The sequence below is a fragment of the Brevundimonas vesicularis genome (genome assembly GCF_044807075.1).
Taxonomy (GTDB): Bacteria; Pseudomonadota; Alphaproteobacteria; order Caulobacterales; family Caulobacteraceae; genus Brevundimonas; species Brevundimonas vesicularis_G.
In genome coordinates this window covers 2,243,842-2,261,221 of the sequence record NZ_CP085234.1, presented here as the reverse complement: position 1 = coordinate 2,261,221, position 17,380 = coordinate 2,243,842, and the positions used below count along the sequence as shown (strand labels likewise).

Below are 17,380 nucleotides of genomic sequence, written 5' to 3'. Positions count from 1 at the left end.
GTGCGTTGGAAGGGCCGCGAGGCCGTTAGACGTCGAGTTCTTCTTTCACGAACTGGGCGTTTTCCTGAATGAACTGGAAGCGCGCGTCGGCGCGCTTGCCCATAAGGCGTTCGACCAGGTCCTCGATGCTGGCCTCGGCGTCGGGCACCGTAATGCGGGCCAGGGTGCGTTTCTTGGGATCCATGGTGGTCTCCTTCAGCTGGGAGGCCATCATTTCACCCAGGCCCTTGAACCGGCCGATTTCGGTTTTCTTGCCCTTGAACACGGTCGCCAGCAGTTCGTCGCGGTGGGCGTCGTCGCGGGCGTATTCGCTCAGAGGCCCGGCGCTGATGCGGTAGAGCGGCGGCAAGGCCATAAAGACCCGACCCTGACGGATCGTCTCGGGCATGACGCGGTAGAAGAAGGTGATCAGCAGGGCCGCGATGTGGGCGCCGTCCACGTCGGCGTCGGTCATGATGACGATCCGCTCGTAGCGCAGGTCATCGATGTTGAACCGGTTGCCGGGCTGGACGCCCAGGGCCAGGGCCAGGTCGGACAGTTCGACGTTGGCGCGCAGCTTGTCGGCGGTGGCGGACGCGACGTTCAGGATCTTGCCGCGCAGGGGCAGGATCGCCTGTGTCGTGCGGTCGCGCGCCTGCTTGGCCGAGCCGCCGGCCGAATCGCCTTCGACGATGAAGAGTTCGGTGCCCTCGGCGGCCTGACGGGAGCAGTCGGACAGTTTCCCGGGCAGGCGCAGCTTGCGGGTGGCGGCGGCGCGCTGGACCTCCTTGTCTTTGCGGCGGCGCAGCCGCTCCTCGGCCCGGTCGATGACAAAGCCGAGCAGGGCGTTGGCCTGTTTCGGGCTCTCGGTCAGCCAGTGGTCCAGAGGGTCGCGGAGCAACTGCTCCACGATCCGCGCCCCCTCGGGCGACGACAGGCGATCCTTGGTCTGGCCCTGGAACTCGGGATTGCGGATGAAGACGCTGATCAGGGCGCCGGCGTTGGCGATGACGTCCTCGGCCGTGATGACCGAGGCGCGTTTCTCGTTGGTCAGTTCGCCATAGGCCTTGAGCCCCTTGACCAGGGCGGCGCGGAATCCGGCTTCGTGCGTGCCGCCGTCGGGGGTGGAGACGGTGTTGCAGTAGGACTGGATGAAGCCGTCCGCTTCGCCGAAACCGGCAGGCGACCAGGTGACAGCCCATTCAAAGGCGCCCGCTTCGCCTTGACGTTCGGCGCGGCCGGCGAAGGTGGGTGTGACGGTTTCCAGTTGACCGATGCGGTCGGCCAGGGCGTCGGCCAGGCCGCCCGGGAAGTGCAGACTGGCCTGGGCGGGCGTAGAGTCGGTGATCCGCTCCGGCGCGCAGGTCCAGCGAATCTCAACGCCGCGGAACAGATAGGCTTTTGACCGCGCCATGCGGAATAGGCGCGCCGGCTTGAAGGCCGCGCCCATGCCGAAGATTTCGTCGTCAGGCTTGAAGCGGATCAGCGTGCCGCGCTTTTTGGACGGACCGATCTGCTGGATCGGGGCCAGGACGTGGCCGCGGCTGAAGGCCTGCTTCCATTCGAAGCCGTCGCGCCAGACGGTCACCTCGACGCTTTCGCTCAGGGCGTTGACGACAGAGACGCCGACGCCGTGCAAACCGCCAGACGTTTCATAGGCTTTGCCGGAAAACTTGCCGCCTGAGTGCAAGACCGTCATGACGACTTCCAACGCCGACTTGCCTGGATGTTTCGGATGCGGATCGACCGGGATGCCGCGTCCGTCGTCGCGCACCGACAAATAGCCGTCGGCGTCCAGATCGACGGTGATCAGCTTGGCGTGCTTCGCCACCGCCTCGTCCATGGCGTTGTCCAGGACTTCGGCGAACAGGTGGTGCAGGGCGCGCTCGTCGGTGCCGCCGATATACATGCCGGGGCGTTTGCGAACGGGTTCCAGCCCTTCCAGCACCTCAATAGAGGAGGCGGAATAGCCGGTGGCGGCCGCCGTCGTGGCCGTGGCCTGAACAGGAGGCGGCGCGGGCGTTGGGACGATAGCGGGCGCAGCCGGAGGCGGGGTCACGGCAACAGGCTTGGGCGGCTCGGGTTTGCGAGCTTCGGGTTCGTCGTCGTCAAAAGCGAAGAGGTCGGCGGCCATTCACATAGTCTGAGGCGATTCGGGACCGGGTCTGGTAGGCCCGTGACGCCGGTCGAGCAAGCGGCGCACGAACTGGCGCCGGATCAAAGGTCACGGCGCGGGCCATAATCGCCAGCATCAGAATCCACGGCAGGTTGGCGTGGGTCAGCAGAACGCTCTCCGAAAGGCTCAAAGCGGTGAAGACCGACAGATAGGCGATGCTCCAATAGCCTTCGCGCGCACCGAGCCCGTTCGTGCGCGCGATGACGAAGATCGCAGAGAGCGCCATGATGGCCCCCACAGCCACCGCACCGGGCCAGCCCAGTTGCACGAGCAGATCGACCCAGCCGTTGTGAGCGGAGGGGACGGGCCATTGGGTCTCGATGCGGATTTCGCGCGCGGGGATCGAGTCCACGCCCCAGAAGGCGCTGAAGCCGTATCCCGTCCAAGGGCGCTCGGCGACCTTCCGCATAAGGGCTTCCCAGATCAGGGTGCGGCCCGTCAGCGACGGGTCCTTGCCCAGCGCCTCGAGGATTGCGGCGGAGTCGGAGTTCCACAGCCAGGTCGCGCCCGCCGCAATGATGACGGCAAGCCAGATGCCGATGACGGTGATGACAGCGCCGCCCTGTTTCAACGCCCACCACCCGCCGATCATGCTCAGGCCCAGGCCCCAGCACAGAAGCGACGTCTTGGACTGGGTGGCGAGCACCAAGAGCGTGGTGAGGCCCAATGTCAGTAGGCAGATCCAGAACCGATGGCTGCGTCCCGCGATATGATCGGCGGCCAGGGTCGCTGCGGCGGAGACGGCGCCCACCACCATGACCAGCCCCATCTGGTTCTTCTCGTACCAGAGGCCGCGCCACAAGCCGGCGTTGTCGAACTGGTGCACCCCGACCTTCGGATAGCCGAACACCATGATCAGGCTGCCGATCGCCATCACCAGACAGGTGTACATCAGGACGCGCGGCAGGGCGTCGTCACGGAACCGGGCGCCCAGATAGATAGCGAAAGCGCTGTTAATCGCCATGGCGATGACGCGGCGCTCAGTGACCTCGGGGTCGATGGACCAGTATTTCGAGACGAAACACTGGGCGACCAGGGCGAACATCATCAGCCAAGCGGGCCAGGCGCGGATGACCTTGTCGAAGCGAAAGACGATCAGGCCGGCGATGACGGCATAGACCGGCAACCAGATGAACCGCAGGATCGGCGTTTCGACCTGGGTCGGCGCGATCACGGGCGCGATCAGGGCGCCGGTCAACATGAAGATGACGAAGCCGGCCGCCCACTGTTCCCACAGCGGCGGAGAATCATCCGGAGTCTGGACAGGCGGTTCGCGCACGGGCGCACAGTCCTTTGCGGCGCTTAAGGAACCGTGAGCGCGGCGGTGAAGGCGGCGAGGCCCTGTTCGAGATCGGCGACAAGGTCCGCAGGATCTTCAAGACCGACATGAAGTCGGATCAATTCGCCCTCAAGCACAGGCGGATGGTGGCGGTAGGCCATCTGATGGGTCTCATGAGTGATCAGGCTTTCGAACCCGCCCCAGGAATAGCCTAGGCCGAACAGGGTCAGGGCGTTCAGCAAGGCCTCGCCCGCCGCCTTGTCTCCGCCCTTCATGACCACGCCCATCAGAGACGCCGCGCCGGTGAAATCTCGCCGCCACAGATCATGACCGATCGAGCCGGGCAGAGGCGGGTAGAGGACGCGGGACACCTCTGGCCGAGCGTGGAGCCACTGTGCGACGATCAAGGCTGACCGCGCCTGTTCGGCATAGCGCAGCGGCAAAGTCCGCAGGCCACGTAGCGCCAGCCAGGCGTCGTCGGGCGACACATGCCAGCCGAGATCCTCGATGGTGTCGCCGATGGCGCGCCGGCAGGCGGGATTGTTTGAAGCAATACTGCCCATCAGCACGTCCGAATGACCGCCGATATATTTGGTCACGGCCTGAACGCTGACATCCACGCCATGGGCGAGCGGACGATAGGCCAGGCCGGCGGCCCAGGTATTATCGACCACCGTCAGGACGCCTCGTGCGCGGCAGGCCTGGGCCACGACAGCGACATCGACCATTTCGAATGTGAGAGAGGCCGGCGACTCCATCAGCACCAGCCGCGTGCGCTCGCCAATGGCGGCCAGAACAGTCTGCGCATCTGCGTCTGCGGGCAAAAAGCGGGTCGTGACGCCGCGGGCCGATTGATATCGGCTCAGGAACCGGCGCGTCGGACCATAGACGGCGTCAGTTGTGATCACCTCGTCGCCAGGCCTCAAAAGCGCCAGTAGCGGAACCGTGACGGCGGCAAGACCCGACGGAACCAGAAAGGCGTCCTTTGCCCCTTCCAGATCGGCCAGGGCGCGGCGAAGATCGCGGGCAGCGCTGCCGCCGCTGAGGCCATAGGTCGGCCCGTCGGTCTCGTCGCGCATGACGGCCGCGCTATCACTCAACATCGTCGAAGCGCGTTCGATCGGCGGATTGACGCCGCGCCGACCTCGGCCGCGTCGCGTGGCGGCGGCGATCAGGCGGGTGCGGTCCGAAAGCAGCGACATGGCCCCTCCGATGGGTTGCGGATCGGTCCCTAAAGGCCTCTAAAGCCACCGGGGCGCAAGCGGCGAGGGATAGGAACGCGATGCGGTGCTGGACGATCGGAGCGATGGCCGTTGTGCTGATGACGACGGCTTGCGGGCGCAAGGACGCCAGCCCAGCGCCGGGAACCAACCCTGCCACGCCCGCGCAAGCGTCTTCGACTGCGGTCGCGAAAAGCCCGACGCTGGCCGCCATCAAACGCCGCGGTCGCCTGAATTGCGGTGTGCATCAGGGGTTGGTCGGCTTTGCCTACACCGACAATCGCGGCCAGTGGCGCGGCTTCGACGTGGACTTCTGTCGCGCGACGGCGGCGGCGGTGCTGGGCGATGCCGATGCGGTGCGGTTCGTGCCTCTGTCGGCGTCGGATCGTTTCACGGCGCTGAACGACGGCCGCATCGATGTGCTTTGGCGCAACTCGTCCTGGACCATGAGCCGCGACGCGGGCGAGGGGTTCGTCTTCGCCGGCGTCAACTATTACGACGGCCAGGGCTTTCTGGTCCGGCGTTCGCTGAACCTGAACAGTGCGACAGAACTGACGGGCGCGCGGGTCTGCGTTCAGTCGGGTTCGACATCCCAGGCCAACGCCGCTGACTACTTCCGGTCTCGCGGCATCGAATATCGGCCGGTCGTGTTCGAGACGGAGGAAGCGGCGCGCGACGCCTATGGCCGTGAAGATTGCGACGCGTTCAGCGCCGACATCTCGGCGCTAGCGGCCGCGCGGACTGTGCTGACCAATCCCAACGAACATGTGATCCTGTCCGACGTGGCGTCCAAGGAGCCGCTGGGCCCGGTGGTCAAGGCAGGCGACGAACGCTGGGCCTCGACCGTTCGCTGGACCCTGAACGCCCTGATGCTGGCCGAAGAACTCGGGGTCACCAAGGCCAATGCCGAAGATCAATTCAAGACCACGACGGATCCGCGCGTGCGACGTCTTGTGGGCGCGGAGGGCGAGTTCGGTCCCATGCTGGGGCTGTCCGACGATTGGGCCAAGGACGCGATCGAAGCCGTCGGAAACTATGGCGAGATTTTTGAGCGAAATCTGGGATCGCAATCGGCGCTCGACCTGGCGCGCGGTTTGAACGCACAATGGAACGCGCGGCCTGCCGGCTTGATCTATGGCCTGCCGATCCGATAAGCGCCGACGCTTGCATCGCTTCCTGGGGGACAGATGACCGAGACGAAACGCGGCGGCCTTGCGCTGCACTGGCTGATGTTGATCGGTTTCGCGGTTGGGCTGGTCGGGGGATTGCTGGTCAATCTGGCCGTCGGGGCCGATGCGGCCTGGGTGGTCTGGCTGACGGACAATGTGACCGGACCGATCGGTCAGATTTTCCTGCGCCTTCTGTTCATGATGGTGATCCCGCTGCTGTTCTCGGCCCTGGTGGTCGGGGTAGCGGAGATGGGCGATCTCAGCTCGCTGGGACGGGCGGGAATCAAGACGCTGCTTTTGACGGTCGTGGTGTCCAGCATCGCGGTGGTCATCGGTCTGGTGATGGTCAATGTCTTCCAGCCCGGGCGAGGCGTCGATCCGGCGGTGGCTCAGCAGCTGTTGGAGCAGGGCAAGGACGGCGCCGCCAGCATCGTTCAGACCGGGCGCGACAGCTCGATCCAGCTGGGCGATTTCTTCCTGGATCTGGTGCCATCGAACGCCGTCACCGCAGCGGCGGAGAATGCAATCCTTCCGCTGATGATCTTCGCCCTGTTCTTCGGTATCGGTCTGGTCATGGCCAAGAGCCCGGCGACGGACCGTCTGCAGGAAGTGATCCAGGGGATCTTCGAGGTCTCGATGACCCTGATCAACCTGTTCATCAAACTGGCGCCGCTGGCCATCGCCTGTCTGATGTTCAACCTGGCGGCCCTGTTTGGTTGGGACCTGTTGGTGCGCCTGGCGGCCTTCGTCGGCGTCGCGGTCGGCGCGATGGCGATCCATATGTTCGTGGTTTATCCGCTCGTGATCTGGCTGGCGGCCGGCCGCTCGCCCATCGCCTTCTTCAAGGGTGTGCGCGAGCCGATGGTGGTGGCCTTCTCGACCGCCTCGTCCAACGCGTCTCTGCCGGTGTCGCTCAAAGCGGCTGAGGAGCAGTTGCACCTGCCGCGCAAGATAGCGCGTTTCGTGCTGACGGTCGGCGCCACCGCCAACCAGAACGGCACGGCCCTGTTCGAGGGCGTCACCGTGCTGTTCCTCGCCCAGTTCTTCGGCATCGACCTGACGATCACGCAGCAAGTCGTGGTCATGCTGGTCTGCATTTTGGGCGGCATCGGCACAGCGGGCGTGCCCGCCGGTTCGCTGCCGGTCGTGGCGATGATCCTGGTGATGGTGAAGGTGCCGCCGGAGGGCATCGGACTGATCCTGGGCGTCGACCGCTTCCTGGACATGTGCCGCACGACGCTGAACGTCACGGGCGACTTGGTTCTGGCGACTGTCGTTTCGCGCGGCGAGGAAGACGAACCGATCGACGCCGACGATGTCGTCCCCGTGGTGCCGCCGGCCTGATCTCAACCGGTTTCGACGGGGGTGTCCGTTTGGGCGCCCCATTCAGCCCAGGAACCGTCATAAAGCCGCGACGGACGACCGAGTTGGGTCAGGCCCAGCGTCAGTATTGCGGCTGTCACTCCGGATCCGCAGGTTGTGATCACGGGTCGGCTGATATCCACGCCAGCATCCGCAAAGGCCTGGGCCAAGGCCGCGCCACGCTTCATCGTGCCATTGTCGTTTAGCAAGCGACCATAGGGGAGATTGCGCGCGCCGGGCATATGGCCGCTGCGAACACCGGCGCGAGGTTCGGGCGCCGCACCTTTGAAACGCGGTGCGCCGCGCGCATCCACGATTTGGGCATCCTGGGCCAACACCACGCGCACATCATCCAACGAGGCGACAGCATCGGGCGCCATCTTGGCATGGAAGTCTTTTGCATCTGCGACTGAAGGCCCGGAGACGGTTGCCAGGCCGTCGTCACGCCAGCGCGGCAGGCCGCCGTCGAGCACTTGGACCCTTGCCGCGCCCATCGTCTTCAGCATCCACCAGACGCGCGCCGCCGAAAACAATCCGGCCGTGTCATACACGACGATCTGGTCATCGACGGAGAGGCCCAGCGTCCCGACCGCCGCCCCGAAGGCCTCTGGCGTCGGCATCATGTGGGGCAAAGCGCTGCCGCGATCCGATATCGCATCCAGATCGAAGAAGACTGCGCCAGGGATATGGGCCTGTTCGAAATCGGCGCGCGCGTCGCGGCCGTCCAGATGCCAACTGCCGTCGACGATCCGCAAGTCCGGCGCGCCCAATCGCGCGGCGAGGTCTGTCGTCGAAATCAGCGGGGTCATGGGCGAGACAGGCTCAGTTGGATGACGTCGGTGCGGCGAGAGCGGAATCCGGCCTCGCAATAGGCCAGATAGAAGCGCCAGAGCCGCCGGAATCGTTCGTCAAAGCCGGAAAGCTTGCTGATCTCGCCCCAGGATGCCTGGAAACGCTCATCCCAAAGCTTGAGCGTCGCAGCGTAGTCGAGGCCGAACCGTTCCACCGACTGCCATGACAGTCCGGCTTTCGACACGACCGGCGCCAGCCGGTCTTCAGAGGGGAGCATGCCGCCGGGGAAGACGTACTTCTGGATGAAATCCGTCCGGGCATTGTATTCGTCGAACAGGTCGCCCCTGATCGTGATGATCTGCAGTCCGGCCTTGCCGCCAGGTTGAAGGACGTCGTGGACCTTGCCGAAGTAAGCGGGCCAGTACTCCATGCCCACAGCCTCGAACATCTCGATGGACGCCACCCGATCAAATCGACCCTGCACATCGCGGTAGTCGACCAGCTGAATATCGGCGCGGTCGCTCAGACCCGCGTTGAACATGCGCTGGCGAGCGAAATCGTGCTGCTCTTTGGAGATCGTGATCCCGGTGACCTTGGCGCCGATCTCGCGCGCTGCGAACTCGGCGAAGCCGCCCCAGCCGCAGCCGATTTCCAGCACTGACATGCCCGGCCGCAGATCCATCATTCGAGCCAAGGCGGCGTATTTCTCACGCTGCGCTGTCTCCAGCGCCTCGCCATCGCGGCTGAAACGGGCCGATGAATAGGTCATCGTCCCGTCCAGCCACTGGGAATAGAAGGCGTTGCCCAGATCGTAGTGGGCGTGGATGTTCTTCTTCGACCCGGTCTTGCTGTTGCGATTGGTGCGATGGCTCAGCCAGTTGACCACCCACATGATCAGATTGCCGTCGAACAGACGCCGGATGTGATCGTAGTTGTCCACCAGGGTCTCGAGCAGACCGGCCAGGTGCGGGCTGTCCCACTCTCCCGCGATATACCCTTCGGCGAATCCGATATCGCCGGCCGCGAGAACGCGACGTGCGAACCGATAGTCGCGCACGGTCATCATACCGCTGGGGCCAGGCTGTTTGCCTTGAAGCACATGGGTCTCGCCATTGGGCAGTTGCACCGTCAAGCGACCGAAGGTCCAGTTGGCGGCCAGAAGCCGCAGCAACATGGCGAACACACGCGGTGTTCGGCTGGCGACGGCTTCAATATCGGCGTGTGCGACGCTCATCTTTTGACTTTCAACGCGGAATACAAAGGGGGTCAATCACGGTCGCTGTGGTCGTCGCCGCGACCCGAAACGGTCTTCAGGGCAGCGAGCGCCCGGGCGCGGCCCTTCTCGTGTTCGACGATGGGCTTGGGGTAATCGCGCCCTAGAACGATTCCGGCGTCACGCAGCACTTCAGCGGGTGCGATCCAGGGCGACTGCAGCCAGCGGTCCGGCAGGCGGCGAAGTTCCGGCACCCACCGGCGCACATAGTCGCCATCGGGATCGAACTTTTCGCCCTGCGTGATGGGATTGAAAATGCGGAAGAAGGGGGAGGCGTCTGCGCCAGAGCCTGCGACCCACTGCCAGTTCTGCACATTGCTGGCGCGGTCGGCGTCCACCAGCGTGTCCCAAAACCAGGCTTCGCCTTCGCGCCAGTCGATCAGCAGATGTTTGATCAGGAAGGAGGCGACGACCATTCGCACCCGATTGTGCATCCACCCCGTCGTCCAGAGCTGACGCATACCGGCGTCCACCAACGGGTATCCGGTCCGCCCCTGTCGCCACGCCTCGAGGTTCGCGTCGTCTTTACGCCAGGGCATGGCGTCATACTCGGGACGGAACGCGCGCTCGGCGATGTAGGGAAAATGGTGCAGCAGGTGGGCGGAGAACTCGCGCCAGCCGATCTCAGCAACAAATTTGTCGGCCTCTGACGATGACACCTTGCCGTCTTTGGCCGCCTGTCGGGCGCGATCTATCGCCCGCCAGGGGCTGATTTCGCCCCAATGAAGATGCGGCGACAGGCGGCTGTTGGCGCCCCGCCGGTCGGGAAAGTCGCGATCCTTGGCATAGGTCTTCAGTCCGGATGGTATGAACCTGGACAAGGCCTGCGAGGCACCATTTTCTCCCGGCGTCCAGTCGAAGCCCTTGGACCAGTCCGGACGATGGGGGTGCAGCTTCCAGCCGTCGAGGTCGTCGGATTGAACCGTTTTGGACGTCTGTATCTGGCGGGGTCCCGTTGTGTGAGCCGGCGCCTCGGCCGTGGCCAGCAGGGCTCTCAAGAACGGGGTGAAAACCTTATAGGGCTGACCCGAACCGTTCAGCACCTCGCCAGGACGGCAGAGCAGGGCGCCGTTGAAGCCCCGGCATTCGACGCCGTCCGCCTTGAGCGTATGGGCGATTTCAGCGTCGTACTCAAACGCCTCGGGTTCGAACAGGCGGTTCATGAAAACGGTGTCGGCATCGGTTTCGCCGATCAGCGCCTGAAGCTGGTTCAGAGCATTGCCCTTGCGCAGAATCAGGCGCGAACCGCGATCTTGAAGCGCCGCATCCAGCGCCCTTAAAGACTTGTCGAGCCACCAGCGCGACGCGGCGCCCATCGGTCGTTCGCCATGCTCGTCCAGAATATAGACGGGCAGGATTGGTCGCCCCGTCTCCGCCGCGTGGTTCAGGGCAGGATTGTCATGCAGCCGCAGATCGCGGCGAAACCACAGGATGACAGGTTTGGTGGCCACGCGGGCGAACTCCGTGATAACTTGCGCTCATCCCTTCAGAGCGCCACCTGATGGCCCAATAGCTGCGGCAAAAGCCGCCTCCACAACACCGAACGTCGAAAGAGCCGCCTCGTGAGCCGACCCAACGCTGTCATTACGTTGTCCGAAGGTCTTCGGACGCCTGTCGTCATTGGCGGCGGCGCAAGAATCGCTTTCATCGCCGGTCCTTGCCAGATGGAGAGCCGTCAGCACGCGCTGGAGACAGCCCATGCGCTGAAGGAAATCGGCGAGCGTTTGAACGTCGGCATCATCTACAAGACCAGTTTCGACAAGGCGAACCGGACCAGCGCCAGCGCCGCGCGCGGTATCGGTCTGAAAGACGCCATGCCGATCTTCGCCGAGATTCGCGAGGTCACAGGTCTGCCGACCCTGACAGATGTTCACTCCGAGGTTCAGTGTGGTCCGGTCGGCGAGGTCGTCGACGTGCTGCAGATCCCGGCCTTCCTCAGCCGTCAGACCGACCTGCTGCTGGCGGCCGCCGCCACCGGCAAGGCGATCAACATCAAGAAGGGTCAGTTCCTGGCGCCTTGGGACATGAAGAACGTCATTGCCAAGGTGGTCGGCGCCGGCAATCCCAACGTCATGGCTTGTGAACGCGGCGCCAGCTTCGGCTACAACACTCTGGTCAGCGACATGCGAGCGCTTCCGGTGCTGCGCGAGATCGGCTGCCCCGTCGTGTTCGATGCGACCCACAGCGTTCAGCAGCCGGGCGGGCAGGGCGCGTCGTCGGGCGGTCAGCGCGAGTTTGTGCCGGTGCTGGGGCGCGCGGCGGTGGCTGTGGGCGTCGATGCAGTCTTCATGGAAACGCACCAGGACCCGGATAATGCGCCGTCGGATGGCCCGAACATGGTGCCGCTGAGCCAGTTCGAGGCCCTGGCCGCCGAACTGATCGCCTTCGACGACCTGGCCATCAAGATCGGGGCCAAGGCGCCGGTGGCGCAGGCCGCCTGAATCCTCTAGGTCGGACCCATGTCTGACACCTTGGACCTGGGCGCCCTGCAAACCCTGCTGGAGCGCGTGCGCGGCCTGAAGATCGCCTGCGTCGGCGACCTGATGCTGGATCGCTACGTCTATGGCGAGGTCAGCCGCATCTCGCCCGAGGCGCCGATCCCTGTGCTTCGCACCAGCCGCACCGTCGCCATGCCGGGCGGCGTCGGCAACGTCGCGCGCAATATCGCGGCCTTGGGTGGTGTGGCGCGGCTGGGCGCCGTGATCGGCGACGACGCGGCTGGGGCGGAACTAACCGGTCTGATCGCCGCCGAGCCGCACATCGAGGACGTCATGGCGAGGCCGGCAGGCGCGTCCACCATCGTGAAGACGCGCTTCGTTTCGGGAGGGCAACAGCTGCTGCGTTTGGATGACGAGGCTGCGCCGACCGCGATCCAAGATTCGAACGCGTTTGCAGACACGTCGGTCTATTTGCTCTCAGATTACGCCAAGGGCGTCGTCAGCGATGCGCTTCTGGCTTCGGCGCTGAACGCGGCGCAGACATCCGGTGCGCCGGTTGTCGTCGATCCAAAGGGAAGGGACTTCGCTCGCTACGGCGCCGTCGATGTCATCAAGCCCAATGCTTCGGAACTCGCCGGCGCTACCGGCCTGCCGGTCGCGACGGACGCCGAGGTCGAGACGGCGCTGGCCGCCTTGCTGGCCGCCACGACCGCCAAGGCGATCATCGTCACCCGTGCGGGCAAGGGGATGAGCCTGGCGCGGCGTGGCGAACCGGTGAAGCACTTCCCCGGCCGGGCGCGCGAGGTCTTCGACGTGTCTGGCGCAGGCGATACAGGCCTGGCCGCGATCGGGTTGGCGCTCGGCGCTGGCGCGTCGCTGGAGATGGCGGTCGAGTTCGCCATCCTGGCCTCTGGCGTGGTTGTCGGGAAGGCCGGCACGGCCGTCGTTACACCAGCCGAGCTGATCGAAGACGAACTGAGCCAGCACGCCATCGCTGCGGTATCCAAGGTCACGCCGCTCGACGAGCTGGCGACCGAGGTCGAAGGGTGGCGACGTCAGGGCCTGAAGGTCGGTTTCACCAACGGCTGTTTCGACATCCTGCACCGCGGCCATGTGGCCTATCTGGCGCAGGCCCGTAGCTGGTGCGATCGTCTGGTCGTGGCGCTGAATACCGACGCATCGGTCAAGCGATTGAAGGGCGAGGGGCGTCCGGTGAATGATCTGGATAGTCGCGCCGTCGTCATCGGCGGGCTGGCCAGCGTCGACCGCGTCACCAGCTTTGATGATCCGACGCCGATCGCCCTGATCGAACGGCTGCGTCCTGATGTTCTGATCAAGGGCTCGGACTATACGCGAGAGGGCGTCGTGGGCGGCGATCTGGTCGAAAGCTGGGGCGGCGAGGTCAAGCTGGCCGATTTCAAGGACGGCTATTCGACCACACGAACGATCGAGAAGATGACAGGGAGCGCGCAGTGACGCCGAGAATGATCGTCGTGACCGGCGGCGCCGGTTTCATCGGTTCAAACATCGTTGCGCGGCTGACGGCCGAGACCGCCTATGATGTGGTTGTCTGCGATCGACTGGCGACGGCCGATTTGGCCAAGTGGAAGAACCTGGCCAAGCACGCGATCGCTGACTTCTGGTCGCCCGAGGAGTTGTTCGAGCAGCTGGAGCGCCATGCCGAGCGGATTGAGGCCGTGGCGCATATGGGCGCGATCTCTTCGACGACTGAGCCCGATGCCGACCTGATCCTGCGGACCAACTTCACCCTGTCGCGCGACCTATGGGACTGGTGCGCAATTCGAGGCTCGCGGATGATCTACGCATCTTCCGCTGCGACCTATGGCGACGGCGAGACGGGCTTCAATGACGATGATGATGCAGAGTCATTATCTCAGCTTCGTCCGCTAAATGCCTACGGTTACTCGAAAATGCTGTTCGATCAGTATGCGGTCCGGCAGGCGGATCGGGGTCAAGCGCCGCGCCAGTGGGCGGGGCTGAAGTTCTTCAACGTCTATGGCCCGAACGAAGGTCACAAGGGCGGAATGAAGTCGGTCGTGGCACAAATCTGGCCCAAGGTTGCGGCAGGAGAGACCGTGACTCTGTTTCGCTCACACAATCCGGACTATGCCGACGGCGGGCAGATGCGCGACTTCGTCTATGTCGACGATGTGGTCGATATCATCGAGTTTCTGCTTCAGTCGCCGCAGGTCTCGGGCATCTTCAATGCCGGATCGGGCCAGGCGCGATCATTCGCCGATCTTGCACGCGCCACCTTCGACGCCGCCGGCAAGACGCCGTCCATCGACTATATCGATACGCCCCTGTCGATCCGCGACCGCTATCAATATTTCACCGAAGCCCGCATGGATCGCATTCGCGCCGCAGGATTCGGTGGGCAGTCCACGCCGTTGGAAGAGGGTGTGAGGCGCTACGTGCAGGACTTCCTCGCCACGGCTGATCCGTACCGCTGATGCGTCGGCTGACCTTCAGGCAATGGGTCGGATATGCAGGCTTCGCCGCCGTCTTCGTGCTGACGGCGGCCGTCGCGGTGTGGAGCGGCGACATTCTGAGGGCAGGGCTGGACCCGCAGGTGCCGTTCCAGACTTACAAGCCGCCGCCCGCGCCCGACTATCGAAAGACATCTTCCTGGGCGCTGATCGATCAGGGCGCGCCCAACCAGGCTGCGGTCTTCTTCGTCATGCCGACCACCTTCGATGGGGGGGCCGAGTGGAATGGACCGATCGACGATGCGCGAGCCAACGCCTATATGCGGCGCGTCGTACTGCCCAACTATGCGTCGCCCTTCGCACGAGAAGGCAGGGTCAGCGCGCCGCTTTATCGCCAAGCCAGCCTTTATACGCGACTGACCTTGCGCGACGACGCGCGCGAAGCGCGCGCTTTCGCCTATGAGGACGTGAAGACCGCCTTCGAAATGTGGCTGCAACAGCATCTCGCCGGCCCCATCGTCATCGCCGGCGTCGAACAGGGCGGAGAACTGACGGCGCGCCTGATTCGCGACCAGCTGCGCGCCGATCCGGCGCTGAAGGATAGGCTGGTCGCCGCCTATCTGATCGAGACTCTGGTCGGGCGCGAGACGTTCCGCCAGGCGATTTCGCCCTGCGACGCCGCAGATGAAACAGGATGTGTCGTGGCCTGGGCTTCGGTACAGGACGGCGACGAACCAGCTGCGCGGCGCAAGCTGAGGCGCGCGCTGGAATGGGACGATCGCGGCGATCTGGTGAACCTGTCCACTGACCCCGTCTGCGTGAATCCGGTGACGGGTGCTGCGAGCCAGCCGCGCGCCCCGGCCCGTCAGCACAGCGGCGCGACCAATGCGACCGGCTTGGAATGGGGCGCTCGACCGGCTCTGACTGGCCGGCTGATCTCTACCGAATGCCGTGGCGGGCTGTTGTGGCATAGCGCGCCGGACGCCGATTTCTTGACTGCTGGCGGCAGTTGGGCGGATCGGCGCAAGATCGTCCCCTACAATCTTTTCTACGGCGACATCGAGCGTGACGTCAGTGTGCGTCTCGCGGCCTGGCGGGCCAAGCACGGCCTTTAAGGCGGCCGTCCTCTCGGTTTGTCTGGCGCCGCTCGCGCACAGCGGGTAGGCTTGCCGCGTCAGGGAGGGATCTGAATGGACGTGACCACCATCTTCGCCGGCGTCGTGCTGCTGCTGGCCATCGTGCTGTTGATCAGCGTGATCAAGATCGTGCCGCAAGGCCGTGAATTTACGGTCGAACGCTTCGGCAAATACACGAAGACGCTGAGCCCCGGCATCGGCTTCCTGACGCCGTTCGTAGAACGCGTCGGCCGCCGCATGAACATGATGGAACAGGTGCTGGACGTTCCGACCCAGGAGGTCATCACCAAGGACAACGCCATGGTGAAGGTCGACGGCATCGTCTTCATCCAGGTGATGGATTCCGCCCGCGCCGCCTATCGCGTCGACGATCTGCCCTATGCGATTTCGCAGCTGTGCATGACCAATCTGCGGACCGTGGTTGGTTCAATGGAACTGGATGAGGTGCTGAGCCAGCGCGACAGCATCAACACGCGACTGCTGCATGTCATCGATGCAGCAACCGAACCGTGGGGCGTCAAGGTCAACCGGATCGAGATCAAGGATCTGACCCCGCCGACCGATATCACCAACGCCATGGCCCGCCAGATGAAGGCCGAGCGTGAACGTCGCGCCGTCATCACCGAGGCTGACGGCGAAAAATCCGCCGCCATCGCCCGCGCCGAGGGCGCCAAACAGGCCGCCATCCTTCAGGCCGAGGGTCGTAAGGAAGCCGCCTTCCGCGACGCTGAGGCGCGTGAGCGTGAGGCTGAGGCCGAGGCTCGCGCCACGGCCATGGTGTCGGAAGCCATCGCCCGCGGGGACGTCAACGCCATCAACTATTTCGTGGCGCAGAAATACGTCGAGGCCTTCGCCGAACTGGCCCGCAGCCCGCAGCAGCGCACTGTCATCGTGCCCGCCGAAATGGGCGCCCTGGTCGGCACCATCGCCGGAATCGGCGAAATGGTCAGCCTGGCCAAGGATCAGAACTCGGCCGCGACGCCGCCCGTGCGGCCTGCGCCGCCCCCCCGCCCGGCCGGGGGCTCCGTTCCACCCTCGGCCTAATCCAAGGAGGCTGACCGATGATGTCGCTTGCTGATCTCTACGTCGCCCAACCGTTCTGGATCTGGTTGGCGATCGGGGTTCTGCTGCTGGCGGTCGAGGCGATGTTCTCGACCGAATGGCTGTTGTGGCCCGCTGTTTCGGCCGGCGTCGTCGCGGTCATGACGGCGGCGGGCGTGCGGTTGGGGCTGCCGGGAGAGGTCGCGGTCTTCGCGGTTCTGACGGTCATCGCCACCCTGCTGTCCCGACGTCTGATCTCCAAAGCCAATCCCGACGGTCCCGACATCAATGACCGCGACAGCCGTCTGGTCGGCCAGCGTGCGCGGGTGGTCGAGACGTTCGTCGCGGGCCGCGGTCGCGTCTTCATCTCTGGCGCCGAATGGCCGGCCGAGATCGTGGGCGAGGCGCCGCTTGAGGGGCAGGACGTGGTCGTGATGCGGGTGAACGGCTCTTTGTTGACGGTCCAGTCGCCGGTCTGAGCCGCAGCGGTTGTCGCGGCGCCTTTAGCCAAATGTCGCGTCTCAGCGCCGGGGCAGTTCCGCGACACCGCGATTCGCCAGTTGGTCGGCGCGCTCGTTCAGTTCATGCCCGGCATGCCCCTTCACCCATCGCCATTTCACGTCGTGACGCAGGCGCGCTGCGTCCAGCCGCTGCCAAAGGTCTGCGTTTTTCACAGGCTTCTTATCGGCTGTCAGCCAACCACGCGCCTTCCAGCCGCGCATCCATTCGGTGATTCCCTGCATCACGTACTTGCTGTCGGTATGCAGTTCGACCTTGCAGGGCCGTTTCAGGGCTTCCAGCGCCATAATGGCGGCCATCAGCTCCATGCGGTTGTTGGTCGTGTTGGCCTCGCCACCCCATAATTCCTTTTCGTGACCGCCGCCGGCCTGAAGCACGGCGCCCCAGCCTCCGGGGCCCGGATTGCCCTTGCAGGCACCGTCGGTGTGGATGATGACGTGATCGGAGGGACTCATGGTCGCGCAGACCTACAGCCTCCCTTGGCGCGGGGCCATCACTGCGCCTATATGCGGGTCGAATAAGAGTGGATGGGATCGGATGACCGAT

At 64.7% G+C, this 17,380-nt stretch carries 15 protein-coding genes; 8 read left to right on the top strand and 7 right to left on the bottom strand.

Translation table 11 applies throughout. The features are described from left to right. Window positions 1-25: 25 nt before the first annotated feature. Genes parE through metC form a run of 3 tightly spaced genes read right to left on the bottom strand, consistent with a single transcriptional unit; the run spans window position 26 to window position 4,636 of the window. The gene (gene parE / locus LG306_RS11360; RefSeq protein WP_404414502.1) at window positions 26-2,113 is read right to left on the bottom strand and encodes a DNA topoisomerase IV subunit B; all 2,088 of its coding nucleotides are present in this window, start codon (window positions 2,111-2,113) and stop codon (window positions 26-28) included. After that, the gene (locus LG306_RS11355; RefSeq protein WP_404414499.1) at window positions 2,088-3,434 is read right to left on the bottom strand and encodes an O-antigen ligase family protein; all 1,347 of its coding nucleotides are present in this window, start codon (window positions 3,432-3,434) and stop codon (window positions 2,088-2,090) included. Before LG306_RS11355 ends, parE begins: the two co-directional genes overlap by 26 nt. A gap of 23 nt (window positions 3,435-3,457) precedes the next feature. Beyond that, window positions 3,458-4,636 (bottom strand): cystathionine beta-lyase, encoded by a 1,179-nt coding sequence (metC, locus tag LG306_RS11350; protein ID WP_404414496.1) that lies wholly within the window; start codon window positions 4,634-4,636, stop codon window positions 3,458-3,460. Window positions 4,637-4,740: 104 nt separating this feature from the next. Here metC and LG306_RS11345 point away from each other — a divergent pair, with 104 nt between their 5' ends. Next, a complete protein-coding gene (locus LG306_RS11345; protein ID WP_404414493.1) occupies window positions 4,741-5,808 on the top strand; it encodes an amino acid ABC transporter substrate-binding protein in 1,068 nt (355 codons plus the stop codon). 33 nt (window positions 5,809-5,841) lie between these two features. Next, window positions 5,842-7,167 carry a dicarboxylate/amino acid:cation symporter gene (locus LG306_RS11340; RefSeq protein WP_404414490.1) on the top strand — a complete coding sequence of 442 codons (1,326 nt, stop codon included), beginning with the start codon at window positions 5,842-5,844 and terminating at the stop codon, window positions 7,165-7,167. Window positions 7,168-7,169: 2 nt separating this feature from the next. On the opposite strand, the gene sseA is transcribed toward LG306_RS11340, so the two are convergent. From sseA to LG306_RS11325, 3 genes are read right to left on the bottom strand one after another with little or no spacing between them, the layout of a single operon-like run. After that, a complete protein-coding gene (gene sseA, locus LG306_RS11335) occupies window positions 7,170-7,994 on the bottom strand; it encodes a 3-mercaptopyruvate sulfurtransferase (RefSeq protein ID WP_404414487.1) in 825 nt (274 codons plus the stop codon). After that, window positions 7,991-9,211, bottom strand: a complete 1,221-nt coding sequence (locus LG306_RS11330; protein WP_404414484.1) for a class I SAM-dependent methyltransferase — start codon at window positions 9,209-9,211, stop codon at window positions 7,991-7,993. The genes sseA and LG306_RS11330 overlap by 4 nt, the downstream gene beginning before the upstream one ends. 32 nt (window positions 9,212-9,243) lie before the next feature. After that, window positions 9,244-10,701, bottom strand: a complete 1,458-nt coding sequence (locus LG306_RS11325; RefSeq protein ID WP_404414481.1) for a cryptochrome/photolyase family protein — start codon at window positions 10,699-10,701, stop codon at window positions 9,244-9,246. A 111-nt stretch (window positions 10,702-10,812) separates the two neighbouring features. On the opposite strand from LG306_RS11325, the gene kdsA reads away from it, so the two are divergent. From kdsA to LG306_RS11295, 6 genes are all read left to right on the top strand, one after another. Continuing rightward, window positions 10,813-11,691 carry a 3-deoxy-8-phosphooctulonate synthase gene (kdsA, locus tag LG306_RS11320; protein ID WP_026108227.1) on the top strand — a complete coding sequence of 293 codons (879 nt, stop codon included), beginning with the start codon at window positions 10,813-10,815 and terminating at the stop codon, window positions 11,689-11,691. 18 nt (window positions 11,692-11,709) lie between these two features. Continuing rightward, complete coding sequence (gene rfaE2, locus LG306_RS11315; RefSeq protein ID WP_404414478.1) at window positions 11,710-13,164, top strand: D-glycero-beta-D-manno-heptose 1-phosphate adenylyltransferase; 1,455 nt, start codon at window positions 11,710-11,712, stop codon at window positions 13,162-13,164. An 8-nt stretch (window positions 13,165-13,172) separates the two neighbouring features. After that, window positions 13,173-14,162, top strand: a complete 990-nt coding sequence (rfaD, locus tag LG306_RS11310; RefSeq protein ID WP_404419717.1) for an ADP-glyceromanno-heptose 6-epimerase — start codon at window positions 13,173-13,175, stop codon at window positions 14,160-14,162. Beyond that, the gene (locus LG306_RS11305; protein ID WP_404414475.1) at window positions 14,162-15,253 is read left to right on the top strand and encodes a DUF3089 domain-containing protein; all 1,092 of its coding nucleotides are present in this window, start codon (window positions 14,162-14,164) and stop codon (window positions 15,251-15,253) included. The genes rfaD and LG306_RS11305 overlap by 1 nt, the downstream gene beginning before the upstream one ends. A 75-nt stretch (window positions 15,254-15,328) precedes the next feature. Beyond that, window positions 15,329-16,318: an SPFH domain-containing protein gene (locus tag LG306_RS11300; protein WP_404414472.1), complete on the top strand. Its 990-nt coding sequence runs from the start codon at window positions 15,329-15,331 to the stop codon at window positions 16,316-16,318. Window positions 16,319-16,335: 17 nt separating this feature from the next. Continuing rightward, on the top strand, window positions 16,336-16,794 hold the full coding sequence (locus LG306_RS11295; protein ID WP_404414469.1) for an NfeD family protein: 459 nt from the start codon (window positions 16,336-16,338) through the stop codon (window positions 16,792-16,794). Between the two features lie 42 nt (window positions 16,795-16,836). On the opposite strand, the gene rnhA is transcribed toward LG306_RS11295, so the two are convergent. After that, the gene (gene rnhA, locus LG306_RS11290; RefSeq protein WP_137721629.1) at window positions 16,837-17,289 is read right to left on the bottom strand and encodes a ribonuclease HI; all 453 of its coding nucleotides are present in this window, start codon (window positions 17,287-17,289) and stop codon (window positions 16,837-16,839) included. Between the last annotated feature and the right edge of the window lie 91 nt (window positions 17,290-17,380).